The 22,538-nt window shown below is 72.1% G+C and carries 20 protein-coding genes; 8 read left to right on the forward strand and 12 right to left on the reverse strand.

Annotated features, from left to right (window positions below):
- Both K7C20_RS33360 and K7C20_RS33365 read right to left on the reverse strand, forming a co-directional pair.
- Nucleotides 1-1,323 carry a GAF domain-containing protein gene (locus tag K7C20_RS33360; RefSeq protein WP_030080271.1) on the reverse strand — a complete coding sequence of 441 codons (1,323 nt, stop codon included), beginning with the start codon at nucleotides 1,321-1,323 and terminating at the stop codon, nucleotides 1-3.
- 282 nt (nucleotides 1,324-1,605) lie between these two features.
- Complete coding sequence (locus K7C20_RS33365; RefSeq protein ID WP_030080273.1) at nucleotides 1,606-2,880, reverse strand: glycoside hydrolase family 18 protein; 1,275 nt, start codon at nucleotides 2,878-2,880, stop codon at nucleotides 1,606-1,608.
- A gap of 337 nt (nucleotides 2,881-3,217) precedes the next feature.
- Here K7C20_RS33365 and K7C20_RS33370 point away from each other — a divergent pair, with 337 nt between their 5' ends.
- Nucleotides 3,218-4,390 carry an acyl-CoA dehydrogenase family protein gene (locus tag K7C20_RS33370; protein ID WP_030080275.1) on the forward strand — a complete coding sequence of 391 codons (1,173 nt, stop codon included), beginning with the start codon at nucleotides 3,218-3,220 and terminating at the stop codon, nucleotides 4,388-4,390.
- 144 nt (nucleotides 4,391-4,534) lie between these two features.
- Here K7C20_RS33370 and K7C20_RS33375 read toward each other — a convergent pair whose 3' ends face one another.
- Both K7C20_RS33375 and K7C20_RS33380 read right to left on the reverse strand, forming a co-directional pair.
- A complete protein-coding gene (locus K7C20_RS33375) occupies nucleotides 4,535-5,692 on the reverse strand; it encodes a pyridoxal-phosphate dependent enzyme (protein ID WP_245170983.1) in 1,158 nt (385 codons plus the stop codon).
- 535 nt (nucleotides 5,693-6,227) lie between these two features.
- Nucleotides 6,228-6,653 carry a hypothetical protein gene (locus K7C20_RS33380; protein ID WP_030080279.1) on the reverse strand — a complete coding sequence of 142 codons (426 nt, stop codon included), beginning with the start codon at nucleotides 6,651-6,653 and terminating at the stop codon, nucleotides 6,228-6,230.
- Nucleotides 6,654-6,862: 209 nt separating this feature from the next.
- On the opposite strand from K7C20_RS33380, the gene K7C20_RS33385 reads away from it, so the two are divergent.
- From K7C20_RS33385 to K7C20_RS33405, 5 genes are all read left to right on the forward strand, one after another.
- Nucleotides 6,863-7,303 carry an Lrp/AsnC family transcriptional regulator gene (locus K7C20_RS33385; RefSeq protein ID WP_026170119.1) on the forward strand — a complete coding sequence of 147 codons (441 nt, stop codon included), beginning with the start codon at nucleotides 6,863-6,865 and terminating at the stop codon, nucleotides 7,301-7,303.
- 56 nt (nucleotides 7,304-7,359) lie between these two features.
- Nucleotides 7,360-9,024: an amidohydrolase gene (locus tag K7C20_RS33390; protein ID WP_030080281.1), complete on the forward strand. Its 1,665-nt coding sequence runs from the start codon at nucleotides 7,360-7,362 to the stop codon at nucleotides 9,022-9,024.
- A 564-nt stretch (nucleotides 9,025-9,588) separates the two neighbouring features.
- Nucleotides 9,589-11,262, forward strand: a complete 1,674-nt coding sequence (gene lnt / locus K7C20_RS33395) for an apolipoprotein N-acyltransferase (protein ID WP_053208718.1) — start codon at nucleotides 9,589-9,591, stop codon at nucleotides 11,260-11,262.
- The gene (locus K7C20_RS33400; RefSeq protein WP_053208719.1) at nucleotides 11,259-12,014 is read left to right on the forward strand and encodes a polyprenol monophosphomannose synthase; all 756 of its coding nucleotides are present in this window, start codon (nucleotides 11,259-11,261) and stop codon (nucleotides 12,012-12,014) included. The genes lnt and K7C20_RS33400 overlap by 4 nt, the downstream gene beginning before the upstream one ends.
- 91 nt (nucleotides 12,015-12,105) lie before the next feature.
- A complete protein-coding gene (locus tag K7C20_RS33405; RefSeq protein ID WP_030080285.1) occupies nucleotides 12,106-12,759 on the forward strand; it encodes an FxsA family protein in 654 nt (217 codons plus the stop codon).
- A 105-nt stretch (nucleotides 12,760-12,864) separates the two neighbouring features.
- On the opposite strand, the gene K7C20_RS33410 is transcribed toward K7C20_RS33405, so the two are convergent.
- From K7C20_RS33410 to yczE, 4 genes are all read right to left on the reverse strand, one after another.
- A complete protein-coding gene (locus K7C20_RS33410; protein ID WP_030080286.1) occupies nucleotides 12,865-13,242 on the reverse strand; it encodes an RNA polymerase-binding protein RbpA in 378 nt (125 codons plus the stop codon).
- A 312-nt stretch (nucleotides 13,243-13,554) separates the two neighbouring features.
- Complete coding sequence (locus tag K7C20_RS33415) at nucleotides 13,555-14,925, reverse strand: MFS transporter (RefSeq protein WP_409351331.1); 1,371 nt, start codon at nucleotides 14,923-14,925, stop codon at nucleotides 13,555-13,557.
- A 62-nt stretch (nucleotides 14,926-14,987) separates the two neighbouring features.
- On the reverse strand, nucleotides 14,988-15,788 hold the full coding sequence (locus K7C20_RS33420) for a glycerophosphodiester phosphodiesterase family protein (protein ID WP_053208721.1): 801 nt from the start codon (nucleotides 15,786-15,788) through the stop codon (nucleotides 14,988-14,990).
- Nucleotides 15,785-16,462 (reverse strand): membrane protein YczE, encoded by a 678-nt coding sequence (gene yczE / locus K7C20_RS33425; RefSeq protein WP_048829304.1) that lies wholly within the window; start codon nucleotides 16,460-16,462, stop codon nucleotides 15,785-15,787. Before yczE ends, K7C20_RS33420 begins: the two co-directional genes overlap by 4 nt.
- 107 nt (nucleotides 16,463-16,569) lie before the next feature.
- On the opposite strand from yczE, the gene K7C20_RS33430 reads away from it, so the two are divergent.
- Nucleotides 16,570-18,075 carry an SCO1417 family PLP biosynthesis transcription factor gene (locus K7C20_RS33430; protein ID WP_078952935.1) on the forward strand — a complete coding sequence of 502 codons (1,506 nt, stop codon included), beginning with the start codon at nucleotides 16,570-16,572 and terminating at the stop codon, nucleotides 18,073-18,075.
- A 47-nt stretch (nucleotides 18,076-18,122) separates the two neighbouring features.
- Here K7C20_RS33430 and K7C20_RS33435 read toward each other — a convergent pair whose 3' ends face one another.
- Together K7C20_RS33435 and K7C20_RS33440 are read right to left on the reverse strand one after the other, a co-directional pair.
- Nucleotides 18,123-20,015, reverse strand: a complete 1,893-nt coding sequence (locus tag K7C20_RS33435; RefSeq protein ID WP_053208723.1) for an ATP-binding protein — start codon at nucleotides 20,013-20,015, stop codon at nucleotides 18,123-18,125.
- Between the two features lie 151 nt (nucleotides 20,016-20,166).
- Nucleotides 20,167-20,361, reverse strand: a complete 195-nt coding sequence (locus K7C20_RS33440) for a hypothetical protein (RefSeq protein WP_018092434.1) — start codon at nucleotides 20,359-20,361, stop codon at nucleotides 20,167-20,169.
- 222 nt (nucleotides 20,362-20,583) lie between these two features.
- Here K7C20_RS33440 and K7C20_RS33445 point away from each other — a divergent pair, with 222 nt between their 5' ends.
- Nucleotides 20,584-21,027 (forward strand): YchJ family protein, encoded by a 444-nt coding sequence (locus K7C20_RS33445; RefSeq protein ID WP_030086502.1) that lies wholly within the window; start codon nucleotides 20,584-20,586, stop codon nucleotides 21,025-21,027.
- A 31-nt stretch (nucleotides 21,028-21,058) separates the two neighbouring features.
- Here the strand turns inward: K7C20_RS33445 and K7C20_RS33450 are convergent, their stop codons facing one another.
- Together K7C20_RS33450 and K7C20_RS33455 are read right to left on the reverse strand one after the other, a co-directional pair.
- Nucleotides 21,059-21,874 (reverse strand): DUF899 domain-containing protein, encoded by an 816-nt coding sequence (locus tag K7C20_RS33450; RefSeq protein WP_030086500.1) that lies wholly within the window; start codon nucleotides 21,872-21,874, stop codon nucleotides 21,059-21,061.
- A gap of 257 nt (nucleotides 21,875-22,131) precedes the next feature.
- On the reverse strand, nucleotides 22,132-22,530 hold the full coding sequence (locus K7C20_RS33455) for an RNA-binding S4 domain-containing protein (RefSeq protein WP_053208724.1): 399 nt from the start codon (nucleotides 22,528-22,530) through the stop codon (nucleotides 22,132-22,134).
- Between the last annotated feature and the right edge of the window lie 8 nt (nucleotides 22,531-22,538).

Here is a 22,538-nt window from a genome sequence, read left to right on the forward strand (position 1 = left end):
CTAGAGCCGCGGAGGTTGCGTGAACGTTGCGACATGCGCGGCCGCCGGGGCGCGCAGAGCACCGGCGGAACCGCCGGTCAGGCCGTACGCCGCACGCAGCCGGTCCGCGGTGGCCATCGGTGCGCCGCGCGCCGGTGAGCGCTCCGGAAGGGCGTCCACCAGGGCTTCCCAGATCTCCAGATCGTCCTCGCCCCAGGGGCTGCGCGACCACTCGCGCAGCAGGCCGGGATCGCGTGCGTCGAGCAGCGCACGCCGTAGCCGGTCCTCCAGCGCACCCCGCAGCCGCTGCACACCGGGCGCCTCCGACAGCGGCAGCAGCGGACCACGGTAGGCGCCCAGCGCGGTACGCACCTCGCCGGCCCCCAATGCCTCCTCGACCGCGCACAGATCGGTCTCGACGGGCCGGCTCAGCCGGTACGGGCGCGAATGCAGCAGCGTGCCGACGAGGTGGCGCAGCCGGGACAGCTCGGCCCGCAGGGTCACCGGGCGCATATCGCGCTCGCCGTACAGCAGCACCGAGAGCTGATCGCCCGTCAGTCCCTCCGGGTGCCGGGCCAGCAGCACCATGATCTCGCTGTGCCGACGACCGAGCCGCAGCCGCTCCCCGTCCACCACCAGCAGCGCTTCGTCCCGGCCCAGCGCCGACAGGCAGACGCCCAACTCCGGGGCATCCGCCGCGAGATGGGCCTCCGCCGCACGGGCGGTGGCTTGCACCAGGGCCAGGCTGTGCGGGCTCGCCAGATGGTCGCCGCCGGTGATGTCGACCGCACCCAGCAGCCGCCCGGTCCGCGGATCGTGCAGCGGGGCGGCGGCGCAGGTCCAGCGCTGCACCTGCCGGTTGTAGTGCTCCGCGGCGAAGATCTGTACGGCGTGGTCGGCGGCGAGCGCGGTGCCCGGGGCGTTGGTGCCGGCGTGCCGTTCGTCCCAGCGGGCGCCGACCACGAAGTTCATCCGCTCGGCACTGCGCCGCACCCCGCGGTGCCCCTCCACCCACAGCAGCCGCCCCTGCGGATCGCAGACGGCCAGCAGATGCGCGCCGTCCTGCGCGAAGCTGCCCAGCAGCTCCCGGAAGACGGGCATCGCGCGGGCCAGCGGATGCCCGTCCCGGTAGGCACCCAGCGCGGCCTCGTCCAGATCGATGGGCGCGGCGCCGTCCGCCGCGGCCCGGGCGTCGGCGGAGCGGCGCCAGGAGTCGGCGACCACCCGGCGGACCGGTGGCGCCACGGTCCCGTCGGCCAGGAAGGCCGCATGCGCCCGGCGCACCGTGCGAGTGCGCTCCACCGGATCGGCACCGGTCTCCATCGCCAGCCAAGGGTTGACCACGTGTCACCTCATCCATGCGGCTCCTGCCCCCCGTACGGCCGATGGTGCTCGTACCGGACGGGGCAGTAAACCCCGCGGGCGCGCCGGGTCACCCACAGGCGTCCCGGTGGACACCCTGCGCTCGTCCACAACGCGCCGCGGTGATCGGAGCGCGGTGCTCGAAGCCGGGCTGTCCGCCGCCCCGCACCCGCCTGCCTGCGGCAGCATCAGGCGCCGGCGCCGCACATGCCGGACGGGCGGGAGGCCGCCGCCCCCGCCCGTCCGGCCCGGTGCCTGCTACGGCTACTTGATCGCCTTGATCAGCTCGCCGTTGGTGGTGTCACCGCTCAGTTCCCAGAAGAACGTGCCGCCCAGACCCTGCGCGTCCTTGAAGGCCATCTTCGTGCCGATGGTCTCCGGGGTGTCATAGCTCCACCACTGGTCGCCGCACTTGGCGTAGGCGGTGCCGCCCACCTTGCCGGTGGCCGGGCAGCGGCCCTTGAGCACCTTGTAGTCGTCGATACCGGCCTCGTACTTGCCCGGCGCCGCGCCGGTCGCGCTGCCGCCCGGTGCGTCCTGGGTGACGCCCGACCAGCCACGGCCGTAGAAGCCGATGCCCAGCAGCAGCTTGCTCGCCGGAATGCCGAGGCCCTTGAGCTTGGCGGTGGTGTCGGTGCTGTTGAAGCCGGCCTTCGGGATGCCGCTGTACGACGTGAGTGGGGAGTGCGGCGCCGTCGGGCCCTTGGCGTCCCAGGCGCCGAAGTAGTCGTACGTCATCGGGTTGTACCAGTCGACGTACTGCGCCGCGCCCGCATAGTCGGCCGCGTCGATCTTGCCGCCGGCCGAGGCGTCCGCCGTGATCGCCGCGGTCACCAGATTGCTCTGGCCGAACCTCGACCGCAGTGCCCTCATCACCTTCGTGAAGGCGTCCTTACCGCTGGTGTCGCAGGTCAGGCCGCAGGCGTTCGGGTACTCCCAGTCGATGTCGATGCCGTCGAAGACATCCGCCCAGCGCTTGTCCTCGACCAGGTCGAGGCAGGACTGGGCGAACGCGTCGGGGTTCTTGGCGGCCTCGCCGAAGCCGCCCGACCAGGTCCAGCCGCCGAACGACCAGATCACCTTGAGGCCCGGGTGCAGCTTCTTGAGCTTGCGCAGCTGGTTGAAGTTGCCGCGCAGCGCGCCGTTGTCCCAGGTGTCCGCCTGGCCGTCGACGCTCTGGTCGGCCGTGTAGGCCTTGTCGTAGTCGGCGTAGGAGTCACCGATGGCGCATTTGCCGCCCTGGACGTTGCCGAAGGCGTAGTTGATGTGCGTCAGCTTGGCCGCCGAGCCTGACGTCTCGATGTTCTTGACGTGGTAATTGCGGTCGTAGACACCCCAGTTGGTGAAGTATCCGACCACCTTGTTGCCCGCCGCGGACGGTGCCGCTGTGGTGGTGGCGGGGTGCTGCGGGGCGGGGGAGCGGACCGGGTCGGCGGATGCCGGTCCGGCGAGCAGGGTGCCGGCCAGCGCCGCGGTACACAGTGCGGTGGCGGCGGCGATCACTCTGCGCGGCGATCGCATCCGGTGCGGTCTGAGCATGTCGTCTCCTCGGAGGGGGGCGAGGGGTGGAGCCTGACCTGCGTTCCGAATTGGCATGAACGCGTTGAACGTTGGAGGAGAAGTTAGAAGGACTAGACCAGTGCGTCAATGGTTCGGACCAATATCGTGACCGGTCGGTACGGGACCGGAATCCGGCAGCCAGTGATGATCAACCCGTGACGCGAGGCCTCCGATCGGGCATACTCCTAGCGCCACCGCCGCAGGTCATCGCCTTCCGCGACCCGGAACGCGATCATCGGCCTGGCACCACTAGACCGGCGCCGCCGCCCACCCCGCGCGTGTCGCCGCAGCGCCCGACAGGGAGGAGAGCGCCGCCATGACCGAGTACGGCCCCCGGCCGGTGGACCGCAGGCTGCCCACCGAGGAAGCCCGCGACCTGTTGACCCTCGTACGTGAGCTTGCCGAGCGCGAGATCAGGCCAACGGCCGGCGAGGAAGAAGACGCCGGCCGCTTCCCGCGCGAGACCTTCACCCTGCTGTCGGAATCCGGACTGCTCTCGCTGCCCTATGACGAGGAATTCGGTGGCGGCGGCCAGCCCTACGAGGTCTACCTCCAGGTTCTGGAGGAGCTCGCCGCCGCCCGGCTCACCGTCGGCCTCGGCGTCAGCGTGCACACCCTCGCCTGCCATGCGCTCGCCGGGTACGGCACCAAGGAGCAGCGCGCCGAACACCTTCCCGACATGCTCGGCGGCGGACTCATCGGCGCGTACTGCCTCTCCGAGCCCTCCTCGGGCTCCGACGCCGCCTCCCTGACCACCCGGGCGACCCGGGAGGGCGACACCTGGAAGCTGGAGGGCACCAAGGCCTGGACCACCCACGGCGGCGTGGCCGACTTCTACACCGTGCTGGCCCGTACCGGCGGCAGTGGGGCGCACGGCATCACCGCCTTCCTGGTCCCCGGCGACGCCGAGGGCCTCAGCGCCGCGGCACCCGAGCGCAAGATGGGGATGAAGGGGTCCCCGACGGCCCAGCTGCACTTCGACGCCGTCCGCGTCCCCGACTCCCGCCGCCTCGGGGACGAGGGCCAGGGCTTCGCCATTGCCCTCTCCGCCCTGGACTCCGGGCGCCTGGGCATCGCGGCCTGTGCCGTCGGCGTCGCCCAGGCGGCGTTGGACGAGGCCCTCGCGTACACCTCGGAACGACAGCAATTCGGCCGCCCGATCGCCGACTTCCAGGGCCTGCGTTTCATGCTCGCCGACATGGCCACCCAGATCGAGGCCGGCCGCGCCCTCTATCTCACCGCCGCCCGGCTGCGCGACGCCGGTCTGCCGTTCTCCAAGGAGGCGGCGATGGCCAAACTCTTCTGCACGGACACCGCGATGCGGGTGACCACCGACGCCGTCCAGCTCCTCGGCGGCTACGGCTACACCCTCGACTTCCCGGCCGAGCGCTATATGCGGGAGGCCAAGGTCCTTCAGATCGTCGAGGGCACCAACCAGATCCAGCGGATGGTCATCGCCCGCCACCTCGCGGGCCCCGAGACGCGCTGAGCGGGGGCGGGGCGGACCGGGGGCTCACTCCAGTGCGCCCCGCCGCCCTGCACCCTTCCCGTCCGGTCGGCTTCCCGCCCGGTCGGCTTCCCGCCCGGTCGGCCTCCCGCCCGGTCGGCCTCCCGCCCGGTCGGCCTACCGGCCTCAGTCCGCCAGCCCCTTGAGCCCCGTCGCCGTCCCGATCGCGACCACCAGTGCGCCGGGCGTCCGGGCCAGATCCCGTGCCACGGCGGACCCGACGGCGGAGGACGGCTCCAGGATCAGACCCTCCGCCGCCAGCCTCCGGTGTTCGGCCATGATCGCGTCGTCGTCCGGAGCGACGGCCGAGCCGGCGCTGCGCCACAGTGCGTCGAGCCCCTGCCAGCAGGGCCGCTCCTCCCCGAGGGAGAACGCCACGGTCGGCCCGTGCGCCACTTGCGTACGCTCCTGCACCGCGCGGTCCGGGTGACGCAGCGCGGCGGTGAACGGCGCCGAGGCGGACGGCTCCGCGGCCACCAGCCGGGGCTCCTGTGCCATCAGCCCCGCGGCCGCCAACTCCCGGAACCCGCGACCGATTCCGGCCAGCAGATCCGCCCGGCTGGTGGGTACGACCACGGCATCGAGCCGTCGCCCGGAGAAGTCCCGGGCCAGCTCGTAGGCGACGGACTTGTACCCCTCGTTCGCATACGGGTTCCCGCCCGGTGAGGGCGAGGAGTAGCTGGTCAGCGGGTACCAGTGGTGCTCCTCGACCGCTCGGGCCATCGCCGCGTTCCGTTCGCCGGTGGTGCCCGGGTGGACCCTCCGCTCGGCGCCCAGGGCATCGATCTGGGCCCGTAGCCCCGCGGGCACCGCCTCATTGGTGAACACCACACAGTGCAGCCCGGCCCGCGCCGCATACGCCGCGGCCGCCGCCCCCGCGTTGCCGGAGGACGCGGCGACAACGGTGTCCGCACCGGCCGCCACCGCCGCGGCCACTCCGACGGCCATCGCCCGGTCCTTGTGCGAACCGGTCGGATTCCCACCCTCGTATTTCAGCCACAACTCTCCAACGGGACGGCCGTCTTGGACCCGTTCCGGGTCCATCCGCAGCCGGACACACGGGGTGTTGCCCTCGCCCAGCGTCACCGGCGGACCGGACACGGGCAGCGCCGTCGGCAGACCCCACGGCCCGCCCGGATATGCGGCGAGGTCCACACCGGCCAGATCCGCCAGCGGCGGCATCGTATTGACGCCGATGCCCTCCGCGGCGCAGGTCCGGCAGCCGTCGAAACCCTCCGCGGGGCGGGCGCAGCGCAGACAGCGCAGAGCAGGTCGTGGGGTCACCGTGGCTCCAGGGATCAGTTCGGCATCGACCCTGAGAAGGTAACAGGTGAAGTTGAGCTTGACCCCCTACCGTTTTCGTGGCCCGCCCATCCGGGAGTGGAGCTGACGAGCCGTCAATCCACTTGTGCAGCACGGGCCGCGCATTGGGTGGCGTCTGGGGGAGGGGGCGGGTGCGCTACGCCTCCGGTGCCGAGTGCGACCACTGGAAGGCGTCGGCATCCTCGACTTGGCCCGGTGGCGCTACCAAGTCCTGCCCCGGTGCTGCCCACTTCATCGTCAACGGAACAGGCGGCGCGGTTCAGTGGACAAAGAGGAGGCCCAATGGCCCTACTGACACTGGGTGTTGACGGGTAATCCCGCTCTACGGCAGCTTCGGGTCGGCCGCGCATTCGGCCGCGCATTGGGCCACGAATTCAGCTGCCGTGCTCGGCTGGAAATCGGCCGCCTTCGGCCCCACGGACCGTGCCTGGGCGGGAGATTGGCCTCCGGCTTCCTTTTCAGGCCGGGCGCCGTTCGTACGGGCCCGGCAGGGCTCTCAGGTGAGCGGGCGCATCCGCGGTACGCGGACCGGGCGGGTGCCGGGCCCGCCGAGGTGCGAGAACGGCTGGCGGCGCCAGTCCAGGCTCTCCGGGAGCGTCAGCAGCATGGCGGCGTCCTGCTCCTGGGTGTCCAGGGTGTCGGCGGTCTCCGGTGCTTCGGATGCCGTCCGCCCGGAGCCCTGGCACACCGTCAGACCGAACGGGTTCCATGGCGAGGCACACAGAGCGTGCTCCGGAAGTGTGTCCTCGTCCGCCAGCAGCGCGATCGGCTGCAGGCAGTCGGGGCAGGTCACGCGGTAGATCTCGTAGGTGTCGAAAGAGTCGTCCGCACCGTCGTCGCCGGAGCTGCCGAAACTGTCGCCCTCCTGGGCGTCGATGTGCGCGGCAGCGGAGTCCTGCTTAAGGCGTCGCATGATGTCCATCCCCCTCGGGTGGGCCGGTCGTACCGCTGACTTCCTGTGACGGGCGGTCCCGGCCACCAGCAGCAATTCCCTTCATGCCGCATGCATAATCGCCGGCACCCCTCCGACACCGATTCACACGTGTGGCATTGGTCACATGGACCGGCGCGAGGGTGTCCACGATCCGGCGCGCGGTGTGCACACGCCCCCGCGCACAGTAGGTTGAACGGGTGGAGGAGTTGGACCGACAAATCGTGGATCTGCTCGTCAAGGACGGGCGGATGAGCTACACCGACCTGGGCAAGGCCACCGGCCTGTCCACCTCGGCGGTGCACCAACGGGTGCGCCGTCTCGAGCAGCGCGGTGTCATCCGGGGCTATGCCGCCATCGTTGACCCCGAAGCCGTGGGCCTGCCGCTCACCGCCTTCATCTCGGTCAAACCCTTCGACCCCAGCGCACCGGACGACATCGCCGACCGCCTCGCCGAGGTCCCCGAGCTGGAGGCCTGCCACAGCGTCGCAGGCGACGAGAACTACATCCTCAAGGTCCGGGTCGCGACCCCGCTGGAGCTGGAGCATCTGCTCACCCGCATACGCACCCTCGCCGGCGTCTCGACCCGCACCACCGTCGTGCTCTCCACGCCCTACGAGGCCCGTCCGCCGCGCATCTGACCGGTGATCGCCCCCTGCGTGCGGCCCGTCCCTGCGCAGGGGCCAAACTGTCCGGTATGAGCGAGCGCATCCCCGACCCGGCCCGGCAGCACCTTTCCCACCCGGCCCCGCCCCGTACTGTCCTGCTGCGCGGCGGTGAGGTGCACAGCCCGGCGGACCCCTTCGCCACCGCCATGGTCGTGGAAGGGGACCGCATCGCCTGGGTCGGTGAGGAGGGTGCGGCCGACTCGTTCGCCGGGGGTGTGGACGAGGTGGTCCAGCTCGACGGTGCGCTCGTCACCCCGGCGTTCACGGACGCACATGTGCACACCACCGCGACCGGGCTCGCGCTCACCGGCCTCGACCTGGTCGGGGTCGGCACGCTGACCGAAGCGCTGGCCCGGATCCGCGGGTACGCGGACGCGCGCCCGTCGGACCGGATTCTGCTCGGGCACGGCTGGGACGCGAGCGTCTGGCCGGAGGGGCGCCCGCCGTCCCGTGCGGAGCTGGACGAGGCCACCGGGGGCCGCCCCCTCTACCTCACCCGTGTGGATGTGCACTCCGCCGTCGTGACGACGGCGCTGCTGGATCTGGTCCCCGGCATCCGCGAGCGGGACGGGTTCCACGCCGGTGCCCCGCTCACCGGCGCCGCCCACCACGCGGTGCGCAAGGCCGCGTACGCCACCGTCACCACCGCGCAGCGCGCCGAGGCCCAGGCAGCCGCGCTCGCCCGTGCCGCCTCGCTCGGCATCGGCAGCATCCACGAGTGCGCGGGCCCGGACATCTCCGGCGAGGACGACTTCACGGGGCTGCTCGCCCTGGCCGGGGAAGGCGACGGCCCTCGCGTCGTCGGCTACTGGGCCGAAGTGATCGCATCCGCAAAGGACGCGGAGCGGGTCAGGGAACTCGGGGCCATCGGCGCCGCGGGTGATCTGTTCGTCGACGGCTCGCTCGGATCGCACACCGCCCATCTGCACGCCCCGTACGCGGATGCCGGGCACACCGGCGTCGCGCAGCTCGACGCCGAGGCCGTCGCCGCCCATGTCGCCGCCTGCACCGAGGCCGGGCTCCAGGCGGGCTTCCACGCCATCGGCGACGCCGCTCTGACCAGCGTCGTCACCGGCGTACGGGCCGCCGCCGACCGGATCGGCCTGGACCGGATCCGCGCCGCCCGGCACCGTGTCGAGCACGCGGAGATGCTCACCGAGGACACCATCGCCGGCTTCGCCGACCTGGCCCTGACCGCGTCCGTCCAGCCCGCCTTCGACGCCGCGTGGGGCGGCGAGGACGGTATGTACGCCGCCCGCCTGGGCGTCGACCGGGCCCGCACCCTCAACCCGTACGCCGCGCTGCTCAAGGCCGGTGTCCCGCTCGCGCTCGGGTCCGACAGCCCGGTCACCCCGCTCGACCCCTGGGGCACCGTGCGCGCCGCCGTCTTCCACCGCACCCGCGCCCACGGCATCTCCGCCCGCGCCGCGTTCACCGCCCACACCCGCGGCGGCTGGCGCGCCATCGGCCGGGACGACGCGGGCGTCCTGGTGCCCGGCGCCCCCGCCGACTACGCGGTCTGGCGCACCGGCGATCTGATCGTCCAGGCCCCCGACGAGCGGGTGGAACGCTGGTCCACCGACCCCCGTTCCGGCACCCCCGGCCTGCCCGATCTCACCCCCGGCAACGACCTCCCGGTGTGCCTGCGCACGGTCGTCGGCGGGCGCACGGTCTTCGGGCCGCCGAACGAGTGACATCACGTGGGCAGGTGCCGGCGCGGGCAGTGCTTGCCGCTCCTTGCCGCACTTGGGGGCGTTCGTGGCTGACCTGGGGCGACGCGAAAACGACGCAGGCGGAGCACCTGTTGACAGCAGGCGGTCGACGGCCGGTAGGTTCGGCCGAGTCCACCACAGGACGTCCGACCGGGAGACCTCCGCGCAGTCGTCGAACGCAGCTGGGCCATGGGACGGTGCGCCGCTTGGGCACACCGCCACTGGGAGCCAGGTCCAGCACCAGCGGCACGGGACAACGGAGCGTTTCGGCCGGATGGGGGTCCCTCCCTGCTCCTGGAGAGCCTGGGGGAAGGTGCGACCCGGGTGGGGCCCGGATGCTCAGTAGACAACGGCTTTCGGTCGACCCGCAGCCAGCGGGTCCCAGGTCGGCCCGAAGGGCGCCGGGCCCCTAACCGCAGGGCACTGTGCCCCGCCCGCACCCCCTCCGGCGGTGCCCCTTCACCTTTTGTGCACCCCATATCCGCAATCCCGGCCTCCCGATGTACGGTCAGCTCACCACCACGACCTGCAGGAAGGCCCGCGACCGTGCCATCGGGTTCCGACACCACCGAAGAAGCCGTCAGCGGCACCTCGCCCGACGGCCGGGTCCCCTGCGCCGAGACGGGCTCCACCGCCGTGCCGGCGCGCCCCGGGCGCGCCCGGCGGCTCGCCGCTCTGGCCCGCCGGGAGGCGCTGCGCACCGGCCTTGCGGCCGTCTTCGGTATCGCGCTCGGCCTGGCCTTCCCGCCGTACGACCTGTGGCCGCTGTCCCTGGTGGCCGTCGCCGCGCTGTCGCTGCTGACCCGTGGCCGGACCGCCCGCCAGGGAGCCTGGACGGGCTTTGCGTTCGGGCTTCCGTTCTTCCTGGTCCTGCTGAAGTGGCTGCATGTCGTGGGCTGGGACGCGGTGTTCGGCCTCTCGGTCGCCGAGTCGCTCTTCGCGGCGCTGCTGGGTGCGGCGCTCGCCGTCACCTCCCGGCTGCCGGGCGGGCCACTGTGGGCCGCCTGCCTGTGGGTCGCCGAGGAATGGGCCCGCGACCGGCTTCCGTTCGGCGGCTTCCCGTGGGGCCGGCTCGCCTTCGCCAACACCGGCTCGCCGTTCACGCCGATCGCCGCGCTCGGCGGCGCCCCGCTGGTGACCTTCGCGGTCGCGCTGGCCGGTGCCCTGTTGGCCGCATGCGCCGCCACCCTCTGGGGGCTGCGCGGCAACGGATCGCTGCGCCGGGCGGTCCCGGCCCTGGAAGCGTTCGGGCTCGCCGCCGCGGTCACCCTGGCCGGCCTGGCCGTGCCCGTCCCCACGAAGGCCGACGACACCGTCGATATCGCCGTCGTCCAGGGCAATGTCCAGCAGCCCGGCATGGACTTCCTGGGCCGCCCCATGCGGATCACCGACAATCACGCCACCGCCACCGAGAAGCTGGCCGCCGACGTCAAGGCCGGCCGGGCCAAGAAGCCGGACCTGGTCATCTGGCCGGAGAACTCCTCCGACCTGGACCCGTACCAGTACCCGCAGGCCTACGACCGGATCGACGAGGCCGTGAAGGCCATCGGCGTGCCCGTCCTCGTCGGCGCCCTGGTCGACCACCCCACCAAGAAGGGCTACGTCTTCAACGAGGGCATCGTCTGGGACCCGAAGAAGGGGCCGGGCGCCTCCTACACCAAGCAACATCCGGTGCCGTTCGGCGAGTATGTGCCGTTCCGGGAGCAGCTCAGCAAGATCATCACGCGCTTCCAGCGGGTGCCCCGCGACTTCTACCCCGGTGACCACACCGGCGTGCTCCACGTGGGCCCCGCCCGGCTCGGCGATGTCATCTGCTTCGAGGTCGCCTACGACCAGATCGTGCACGACACCGTCGACGCCGGCGCCCGCGCCCTGGTGATCCAGACGAACAACGCCACCTACGGACGCTCCGGCCAGCCCGAGCAACAGCTGGCGATGTCCAAGCTGCGCGCCGTCGAGCACGGCCGGGCCGTGGTCACCGCGGCAACCAGCGGGATCAGCGCGGTGGTCGCCCCGGACGGCAGGATCACCCACCAGATCCCCGAGTTCACCCAGGGTGTGGTCTCCGCGCGTATCCCGCTGCGGGACGAATCGACGCTCGCCGACCGCGTCGGTGCCGCTCCGGAGTGGGCGCTCGCTATCGTGGGGCTTCTGTCCTGTGCCGCCGCAGTAGTCGTCGGCCGGCGCGGGCGTACGAAGGACGAGAAGGGACAGCAGTGACAGACGGTCAGCGGCAATACGGCCCGCTCGGCACCACGTTGGTGATCATTCCGACGTACAACGAGGCGGAGAACATCCAGCCGATCGTCTCGCGGGTGCGGGCCGCCGTCCCCGAGGCCCATGTCCTCGTCGCGGACGACAACAGTCCTGACGGCACCGGCAAGTTCGCCGATGAACTGGCCGCCGGCGACGAGCACGTCCATGTCCTGCACCGCAAGGGCAAGGAAGGCCTCGGCGCCGCCTACCTCGCGGGCTTCCGGTGGGGCATCGACAACGGCTACGACGTGCTGGTCGAGATGGACGCCGACGGCTCGCACCAGCCCGAGGAGCTGCCCCGGCTGCTCACCGCCCTCAAGGGCGCCGATCTCGTCCTCGGTTCGCGCTGGGTGCCCGGTGGCCGCACCGTCAACTGGCCCAAGTACCGCCGGCTCATCTCCCGCGGGGGCAGTACGTACTCCCGGCTGGTGCTGGACCTGCCGCTGCGCGACATCACCGGCGGCTACCGCGCTTTCCGCACGGAGGCCCTCAAGGGGCTGGGCCTGGACGATGTGGCCTCCCAGGGCTACTGCTTCCAGGTCGACCTCGCCCGCCGTGCCGTGCAGGCCGGGTTTCACGTCGTCGAGGTTCCGATCACCTTCGTCGAGCGGGAGCTGGGCGACAGCAAGATGAGCCGGGACATCGTCGTGGAGGCGCTGTGGCGCGTCACCGCCTGGGGCGTCGGCTCCCGGGTGGACAAGATCCGCGGCCGCTGACGCCGGGCCCGGTGCGGCCGCCCGCTCGGAGACGGCCCCTCGCGGGCGACCCTCAGAGGGTGTGCGGGGGCCGGCCAGGCACACTTGAGGCATGACGTTCGGAGCCACGCCATCGCCGAGTCCCCGCCCGCCCCAGCGCTCGCGCGCCCGCCGGTTCGTCCCCTTGGGCATCGCCGCCTGGATGGTGCTGGAGATCTGGCTGCTGACCGTGGTCGCCGGGGCCACCAGCGGCCTGACGGTTTTCCTTCTGCTGGTCGCCGGGGTCGTCCTCGGCGGCTATGTGGTCAAGCGGGCCGGCCGTCGAGCCTGGCGCAACCTCACCGAGAGCTTGCAGACCGCCGGCGACCCGGCGGCCTCCGGCAGCTCCGCGTCGTCCGAGGACGCCAAGTCCGCTGGCGGCAGGTCCGGCGCCGGCAAGTCGGGGAACGGCAAGTCCGGCAGCGGCAAGTCGGGGAGCGGCAATACGCTCCCGATGGCCGGAGGGCTGCTGCTGATGATTCCCGGGCTGGTCTCCGACGCGCTGGGGCTGCTCTGCCTCTTCCCGCCGACCGGGAAGCTGATCCAGCGCCGCGCCGAGAAGCTGGTGACCCGGCGGTCGGGCCACGGCTACGCCCCCGGCACGTTCGGTGACGCCTTCCAGCAGGCCCGGATGCACCGGCCCGACGGCAAGGTCGTCCAGGGCGAGGTCATCCGTGAGGACGAGCCTTCCTCCCCGCGTCGCCAGGACCCGCCGCTGACCGGCTGAGCCCTCCGGCGTCCGGGCCGTGCGCGCCGCGGACACAGCAAGGGCCGGGGCCACTGCGCAGTGCAGTGGCCCCGGCCCTTCGTGCTGCTTGGCGCAGGCCCGTTGTCAGGCGGACTTGCGGTTGCTGTCGCGCGGATGCACGGCAATGTTCATGGTGCCGGAGCGCAGGACGGCCAGCCTTTCGGCCAGCACCTCCTCGAGCTCCTCGCGGGTGCGCCGCTCCATGAGCATGTCCCAGTGCGTACGCGCGGGCTTACCCTTCTTTTCCTCAGGGCCATCGCCATCCACCAGAAGCGAGGGTGCACCACATACCTTGCACTCCCACTCCGGCGGAATCTCGGCCTCAACCGAGAACGGCATCTCGAATCGATGTCCGTTCTCGCATGCGTACTCCACCGCCTGGCGCGGGGCCAGGTCGATGCCGCGGTCGGTCTCGTAGCTGGTCACCACGAGTCGCGTGCCGCGGAGAGCTCGCTCACTCATGAATCGTGCCTCCCGGGCTTGTCGCCCACAGGACAGGTGTCGCTGTCGTCGTCATCCGGTCAACGTCCGGTCGGCGGTGAAGATTCCCGAAATCGCAATTCGGGACATGCGCCCACCCGTCGCCCACCACCGCCCATGATGGAGGCGCTGTGCGCCGCTGCCTTCCTTCGTGCCGCCCCTTGTTGTACCCACCAGCGCCCGGTTTGTCACATCTAGCAGCAGATGTCACCCAGCGCCATCCACAGTTAAGCGCGCAGTAACGGTCCGCCTGGTGAGCCAAAGGCGTACACTACCGCCCCGCACCCCCTGGGACTAAATCCGGTCAGGCACAGGGTTTCCGGCCGCCGCGATCGCCCGCCTCACCGGCACCCTCACCAGCAGGACAAAACCGATCACAAAGAACGCCACCAGGGACACGATTGCATCCCGGTAGCTCCCGGTGAGCTGATAGGCCACCCCGAACACCAGCGGTCCCAGCCAGCTCACGCCCCGGTCGCTCATCTCGTACGCGGAGAAGTATTCCGCTTCTTTGCCGCGCGGCACCAGATGCGAGAACAGCGAACGCGACAACGCCTGGCTTCCGCCCAGGACCAGGCCGATGCCGACGGCCAGCCCGAAGAACCACCCCGGTGCCTTCGCCGGCAGGAAGTAGCCGGCCGCGAGCGTCAGCACCCAGGCCACCAGCGAGCCGAGGATCGTCCGCTGTGCGCCGTACCGTGCGGCGAGGCGCCCCATCAGCAGGGCGCCCGCCGCGGCCAGCACCTGCACCAGCAGGACCGCCACGATCAGCGTCGTCTGGTCCAGGCCGAGCTCCTCGGAGCCGTACACGGACGCCTGGGTGATCACTGTCTGCACCCCGTCGTTGTAGACGAGATAGGCCAGGAGGAAGGACAGCGTGAGGGGGTGGCGGCGCAGTTCGCGCAGCGTCTCCCGGAGCTGCTGCCACCCCTTGCCGAGCGTGGCGCCGCCGGCCCCGGTGGGCTCCTTGGTCACGGCCGTCCGCCGGTCGCGCAGCCGGCGCAGCGGAATCACCGAGAACGCGCCCCACCACAGCCCCGCCGACGCCAGGCAGATGCGCACCGCGGTGCCCGCGGAGAGGCCGAAGGAGTCGTGCGCTCCGTAGAGCACCAGGTTGGCGATCAGGACCAGCGCCCCGCCCGCGTAGCCGAAGGCCCAGCCGCGGGAGGAGACAGCGTCCCGTTCGTCGGGCGGGGCGATCTGCGGCAGGAAGGAGTTGTAGAGCATCATCGACACCACGAACGAGACGTTCGCGATGATCAGCAGCGCCCCGCCCAGCAGATAGCGCTCACCGCCGAGGAAGAACATTCCCGTCGTCGCCGCGGCGCCCGCGTAGGCGCAGCCGCCGAGCAGCGGCTTCTTCCGGCCGCTCCGGTCGGCCAGCGCCCCGGCGAGCGGCATCGCCAGCACCGACAGCAGCAGTGACGCGGACACCGCATACGCATAGAAGGAGCCCGCCCGCACCGGGATGCCCAGCGGGTGCACAAAGCCCTCCGCGTCCGCAGCGGCCTTCGCCACCGAGGTCAGATACGGCCCCAGGAACACGGTCAGGACGGTCGTCGAATAGACGCTGTTGGCCCAGTCGTACCAGTACCAGCCGCGCTGTTCGCGGCGCCGGGCGGCGGTCTCGTCCACGCCCTCGGCCACGGCTTGTGCGCTCTCCACGCCCACCCCCGTCATCCTGTCCCCGTTCACGGCGGCGGACGACGGCTCGACGGAGCCGGCCCTTATACCCAGCACCCTCGCTCGGTCAGCACGTTCCGCAGCGTCTCGATGTGGTCCGTCATGATGCCATCCACACCGAGGTCCAGGAGTGCGGTCATCCGATCCGCGTCGTTGACCGTCCAGACATGGACCTGCATGCCCAGCGCGTGCGCGGCGCGCAGGAACAGCGGATCGACGACGGGGAGGCCGGACTGCCGCTCGGGGACCTGGACGCAGACCGCGCTGCGCCGCACCGCCGCACCCAGCAGACGGTCGAGCGGCAGCACCCCCCGGCCGTACGACCGCAGCCGCAGACCGGCCACGCCGCGGGTGCCGAGCGAGCTCGCCATCCGCCGGCCGGCCAGCCGCTGGGCGCGGGCCACCCGGGCCTCCGAGAACGAACCGACGCACACCCGGTCCCAGGCGTTGGTGCGGCGCAGCAGGCCGAGCAGCGGTGCGAGGGCGGCCTCCGCCTTGAGGTCGACGTTCCAGCGCGCCTCGGGGAACTCCTCCAGCAGCTCCTCGAAGAGCGGCAGCGGCTCCCGCCCGCCGACCCGGGCCCGGCCCACGGCGCGCCAGGGGAGCAGCCCGATGGCGCCGCGGGCGTCGGTGACGCGGTCGAGCGTCGCGTCGTGGAAGGCGACGAGCTTTCCGTCCGATGTGGCGTGCACATCGGTCTCCAGATAGCGGTATCCGAGGCCGACCGCGCGGCGGAAGGCGGCGGCGGTGTTCTCCAGGCCCTCCGCCGCCCCGCCCCGGTGGGCGAAGGCGAGCGGCACGGGGTGGTCGAGATAGGCGTGGCGGATGCGTATCGCTGAGGTCACTCCGGCAGTATTGCGTGCTCGGGTGAAGCCCCTCCGCGGGCCACCACCGGCGACGGCTTCCCGGGCCGGTCCTTGATCGCGAAGCGGCGCAGGAAGAACTGTGCCAGTGGCCCGATGGCCAGCGCATAGACCACCGTGCCGGCCCCGACGGAACCGCCGAGCAGGAAGCCGGCCGCGAGCACCGTCACCTCGATGCAGGTCCGCACCAGCCGCACCGGACGGCCGGTCCGCAAATGCAGCCCGGTCATCAGCCCGTCGCGCGGACCGGGGCCGAAATCGGCGGAGATGTACAGGCCGGTCGCGGCGCCGTTGAGGAGGACGGCGCCCGCCAGCAGCGGGATACGCGCGCCCAGCGAGTGCAGCTCCGGCGTCCAGGCCAGCGTCGCGTCCATCACCAGCCCGAGGATCACCACATTGGACACCGTGCCCAGGCCGGGACGCTGGCGCAGCGGGATCCACAGCAGCAGGATCAGCGCGCCGGACACGATGGTGACCGTGCCGATCGACAGTCCCGTATGGCGGGATATGCCCTGGTTCAGCACGCTCCATGGCTCCAGGCCCAGCTCGGCCCGCAGCATCAGCCCCATGCTCACGCCGTAAAGCGTCAGTCCCGTATAGAGCTGGACCAGCCGGCGCACGGGCAGTCCCCTCCTCCGGCCGGATTCCTCGATCATGGACACAACATTTCCCCCTCCTGGCAGGATTGGACCGACGCATGACACCATGTGGCGTGTCCGGGCTCGGGAAGTAGAGCCAATTCGGGGAAGGTGGACTGATCTTCATGGCTCAGTGGACTTCAGCGGTGGGTGCGCCCCAACTTGCCCGGCTGCTCCGGTCGCAGGACCCGCGCGATGCCCAACTCACGGCCGCCGGACGCCGGTTGCCCGCCTACCGCAGCCTCGCCGACGGCGTCCGCCTCCTCGTACTGGAAGGCCGGGTACCGGTCGCCGCGCGCCTGCCCGCCGAGCGTGAGCTGGCCGCGGCCTTCGGCGTCAGCCGCACCACCGTCGCCGCCGCCTACGAAGCGCTGCGCGCCGAGGGGTTCCTGGAGTCCCGGCGCGGCTCCGGCAGTTGGACGGCCGTTCCGGCAGGCAACCCGCTGCCCACCCGCGGCCTGGAACCGCTGCCCCCGGAGGCCGCCGGCTCCATGATCGACCTCGGCTGTGCCGCCCTCCCGGCTCCTGAACCCTGGCTGACCCGCGCCTTCCAGGGCGCGATGGCCGACCTTCCGCTCTACGCCCACACCCACGGCGACTACCCCGCCGGTCTGCCCGTCCTGCGCCAGGCCCTCGCGGACCGCTACACCGCGCGCGGCATCCCCACCATGCCCGAACAGATCATGGTGACCACGGGCGCGATGGGCGCGGTGGCCGCCATCTGCCGGCTGTGTACGAGCCCCGGCGAGCGGGTGGCCGTCGACTCCCCGTCATACGCCAACATCCTCCAGTTGATGCGGGACGCCGGCGCCCGGCTCGTCCCGGTGGCGCTCGCGGACAAGCTGGCCGGCTGGGACCTCCCCGTCTGGCGCCAGGTGATGCGTGACGCCGCGCCCCGTATGGCGTATGTCGTCGCCGACTTCCACAATCCCACCGGCTCCCTCGCCACCGAGGACCAGCGCCGTCGCCTCGTCGACGCCGCCCGGTCGGCAGGCACCCTGCTCGTCGTCGACGAGACCATGACCGAACTCCAGCTGGACCACGACACCGAACCGCCCCGCCCGGTCTGCGCATTCGACCCGGCCGGCAGCGCGGTGATCACCGTCGGCTCGGCGAGCAAGGCGTTCTGGGCCGGGATGCGGATCGGCTGGGTGCGCGCCGCCCCCGACATCATCCGCAGTCTGGTCGCCGCCCGTGCCTACTCCGACCTGGGCTCACCGGTCCTCGAACAGCTCGCCATCGCCTCGCTCCTGGAGACCGGCGGCTGGGAAGCGGCCGTCGGCATCCGCCGCGAGCAGGCCCGCGAGAACCGCGATGCGATCGTCGAGGCGCTGCACCGGCACCTCCCCGACTGGGAGTTCAGCGTCCCCCACGGCGGGCTCACCCTCTGGGCGCGTACGGGCGGACTCTCCGGCTCCCGGATCGCCGAGGCGGGGGAGCGGCTCGGGGTGCGGGTGCCCTCCGGCCCGCGGTTCGGTGTCGACGGCGCCTTCGAGGGCTTCGTACGGCTGCCGTTCACCGTCAACGGAGCCGTCGCCGACGAGGCCGCGGTCCGGCTGGCCGGCGCCGCGCGACTGGTGGCGACGGGCGCGCCGGTGGATACGGAGACGCGGCATACGTTCGTGGCCTGACGGCCTGACGGCTGGACGGCGGACCGCCCGGCCTCGGCGGGTGAGTCTCACCCCTCGGCGCGGACGGCCTCCGCCGACCCGTTGACCGCCCGGGTTTCGCCGCGTTTGGCGGACCGCACCCGCGAGGCCGCGCCCACCGGTTCGGCCGCGCCCACCGGTTCGGCCGCGCCCACCGGTTCGGCCGTGGGCCCGGCCTGCTCGGCATCCGGTGCCGCGCCGTCCGCATCGGCCGCCGCGGTCCCGCCGTCCGGCTTCGCCACGGCGCCCGCGGACTTGCTGACGCTCACCGGCTTGCCGGCCTCCGCGGATGTGCTCACGTCCGCCGGCTTACGGGCCTCCACCGGCTTGCCGGCGTCCGTGGACCTGTGGCCGCCGGTCACCGGCTCGGCCGGCTCCGCCCCGTCGGCCGGGACCGTACGCTCCGGCAGCAGCGCCAGGACGGCCTGCCGGTGCGCCTGGCCGGTGGCCGTGTCGAGCGGGTCGGGGGTGGCCGGCACCTGGAGCCGCAGCACGGGAGCGGATCCCAGGCGCGCATAGCCGCGCCCCGGCGGCACGCTCGCGGTCGGCGTGGTGTGCGGCGGCGCCCCGAGCACCGCCCGTACCTCGTCCGCCGTGGCGGGGCCGAGTACCACCCGCGCCTTGGTGTGCGCCCGCACCGGATCGCTCAGCAGCTCGGCGCTCTCGAACTGGTCGGCCACGACCACCGTGACCTGGGCGGCCCGGCCGTGCCGCAGCGGCACCTGAAGCCACTGCTGGGGATCTTCCCGGCCCTCCGCGACCGCGATGTGGGCCAGTGCGGTCGGGCGGTCCGCGATGATCCACAGCGGCCGCCGGGTGTCCTCGGGCGCGGGCCGGCCGGCCTGTCGCGCCCGGTTCGCCGCGATCAGCCGCCGCTCGGTCTCGTGGGACGCCCACTCCAGGGTCGCCAGTGCCCCCGCAAGACCGCTCTCCACCCCCAGTACGCCGTGCCGCCCCACCAGGCACCCGTACTCGCCGGTGCCGCTGCCGTCGATGACCAGCACATCGCCGTGTTGCAGCGCCTGTAGCGCGATCGAGCGGAGCAGGGTCGTGGCGCCCGCCCCCGGCTGCCCCAGGACGAGCAGATGCGGTTCGGTGGAGCGCGGTCCGGTACGCCAGACCACCGGCGGCGCGTCCCGCCGCTCCTCCCCGGCGGTGACCGGCAGGGTCCGCTGGACGGCGTCCGGGTCGGTGAACCCGAGCACCGTCTCGCCCGGCGAGGTGACGAAGCGCTGCGCGACGAGATCGGTGGGCAGTGCGCCGAGCGCGGTCAGGGTCAGCTGGTTGGCCAGTTCGTCCCATCCGAAGTGGTACTCCCGGCCACGTCCGGCCTTGGCGTAGAGCACCTGCTCGATGCGGACCCGGGACTGGTCCTCACCGTCGGTGAAGTACGCCGGGTACTTCAGCTGCAGCCGTTCGATCCGCCCGCCCTCGTCGAAGGCGTACTCGGGGAAGACCCGCTCCCAGTCACCGTCGTGCGCATAGAGCGGACTGGGGTCGCCGTCGACGGAGAAGTACGGCACCAGCGCCTCGTAGAGCGCCCGCAGCCGCTCCCTCTCGGCCTCACCGGGCCCGGTGTCCACGGGCGTACGCTCCCGTCCGGCCCAGGCTCCCGCGCCCATCACCGTGATCAGGGCGAGCAGCGGCCCGTACGGCACCAGGCAGACGACCAGCACACACGCGCCGACGAAGAAGGCCAGCGGACCGCGGTGATCACGGGGCGTCTCGACCCAGCGCCGTCGGCCCGCCGCACCCAGCCTGCGCAGTCCCCGGCCGATGGTGATCAGCGGATGGAACACGTCGGAGGCGCTGTCGGCAGCGGTACGCGCGAGTTCGCGACTGCGGGCGAGGGAGGTGCTGTTGGCCATGCGGGCGAGCGGTGCGCTGTCGGTCAGGATGCGGGGCAGGGGGCGCCGGGCCACATCGTCTCCTGTCGCTCGTGCGGTGGTCGTGGGGGCGGGCTCGGTGCGGGCGGCGAGCCGGGAGAGTGCTGCGCGCGGAACCGCCCGGACGGGAGGTGGTGCGGTCCGTTCGGGCGGAACCCGTGGAGTGCGCCGGAGGCTCCCGACACCCCTAGATCTTGATCCCCCCGAGGAGGCTCGCCAGGCTCGCCCCGCCGGCCTTGATGCTGGGCGCGATGGCGGAGCTGGCGAGATAGAACCCGAAGAGCGCGGAGACCAGTGCATGCGACAACTTCAGGCCGTCTTTGCGGAAGAAGAGGAAGACGATGACACCGAGCAGGACGACGCCGGAAATGGACAGAATCATGGGGGGTTCTCTCCTGGGTGGTGGGGACGGACACCATGAGTTCTTCCAGCCTCACAGCACGTATCAAGCCACGAAAGCTGCAAATGGGTGGTTTGTCATTGGAATTCCCTAAATGGGTGTAGTTCCCGAGCGTGCCGCTGTTGGGTGTGCTCGGCGTGTCGCGGTCCCGGCCCGCAGACCCGGCACAATCGTGGGGTGTCGAAGCCGAAGAACCCGAAGAAGCTGAGCAAGCCGAAGGGCGCGCCCCGCCGCCCGGACCCTGCGGTCACCCCCGCCTCGCCGTGCCCCTGCGGACGCGCCGGGACCTACCGCGACTGCTGTGCCGTCTTCCACCAGGGACGCGCCACCGCCCCGACCGCCGAGCGCCTGATGCGCTCGCGCTACAGCGCCTTCGCCGTCGGTGACACCGGCTATCTGCTGCGCACCTGGCACCCCACGACCCGCCCCGGCAGCCTCGACCTGGAACCGGCACAGCGCTGGACGGGCCTGGACATCCTCGGCACCACCGGCGGCAGTGCCTTCCACGCCGAGGGCACGGTGGAATTCCGGGCGCATTGCAGCGTGCACGGCCAGGCCGGCAGCCAGTACGAGAACAGCCGCTTCGTCCGTGAGGACGGCCAATGGGTCTATCTGGATGCGCTGTCGTCGCCCGGCATCGGCACCTGACACCTTTGCCGACGCCGTCGACGAAGACGCGTCAGTGGTGGTGGCCCTGGCGGCCGAGGCTCTCCACGGGTGTCGCGCCGGGGCGGGTCCACTGCGGCACGGGCCGGCTGGTCGGGCCCCAGGTGGCGTTCCCGTCCGCGTCCGAGCGCCAGTACCAGCAGGCCTGGCGGCCCTCGGAGGGGTACCCCTCGCGGACATCGCCGATCACAGGCCGGCCCTCGGGGTTGTCCTCCCACGCCTCGCCGCGGCCGTAGGGCGTCATGTCGAGCAGGCCGAGGGACCCGTTGACCGGCTCGTTGCCACGGCCCGTCGTGGAGTAGGTGAGGAAAACACGGTCGCCGTCGCGCAGGAAGCAGGCGAGGTGCCCCATGTCTCCGCCGACCGGCGGCTCCACGCCCCGCACCGAGTACCAGGGCTGGGTGTAACCCATGAACGCGACGTAGCGAGCCACCTCGTCCCACGGGCCCGAGGTCAGGACGGCGAACGAGACGCCACGGGCATTGAGGTAGACGGCGTCCTTCATGTGCCAGGCGGTGGTGGTGCAGCCCTCGCACTGCCCCTGGTGCGGCGCGCCGTCGTACCACATGTGCTGGTAGACCACGAGCTCGTCGCGCCCCTGGAACAGGTCGAGGAACGGGACCGGCCCGTCGACGCCGGTGACCTCGACCGAGCCGTCGAGCTCGACCATCGGCAGCCGCCGCCTGGCCGCGGCGATCGCGTCGCCCTCGTGGGTGTGCGCCTTCTCGCGGACCAGCAGCTCCTCGCGCGCCGCCTGCCAGGTGGCCAGGTCGACGACCGGCGGCTTGCCGGGGAGGTTGCTGCTCGCGTTGCCGGGCGTGGTCGTCATGGTGTCCTCCGTGGTGTCTCTCGTGCCGGACAGCGTCGTACGAGGTCTGTCGTACGACGTCTTCTGGCGCTCACCAGAACAGACTCGTGATCCGGCCGGAACTCATCCATCGCGGCAGGGGGCGCCCCTGGGCCGAGCCTGCACGGACCACGCCGGGCCGACAAGTTCACGGACGCGCGCTCCACGGCCGGCCGGCGGGGGCGTACCTGGCGGGCGGCCCGGAAGGCCCCCGGGCCGGGTCCGCTCGCGGCAGATCCTCAGGGGCGCGGGTCCGGTCCGCTCGCGTGCCCGCGCAGCTGGTCGATCTCTCGGCGCTCGCGCTTGGTGGGACGTCCGGCGCCGCGCTCGCGGAGCGCGATCACCGGAACCTCCTCGCGCGGCGGGGCCGGCGGGCTGTTGTCGACGAAGCACTCGGCGGCGATGGCCGCGCCCACCCGCTTGCGCACCAGCCGCGAGACGACCACGATCCGCTCGCGGCCCGCGTGCCGCAGCCGCACCTCGTCGCCGTTGCGCACGGCGTGGGCCGGCTTCACCCGTTCGCCGTTGACCCGTACGTGCCCCGCGCGGCAGGCGGCCGCGGCCAGCGAACGCGTCTTGGTGAGCCGCACGGACCAGATCCAGCTGTCGATGCGGGTGGTCCCCTCGTCTGAAGCCATACCAAGAC

It is taken from the genome of Streptomyces decoyicus (assembly GCF_019880305.1).
GTDB lineage: Bacteria > Actinomycetota > Actinomycetes > Streptomycetales > Streptomycetaceae > Streptomyces > Streptomyces decoyicus.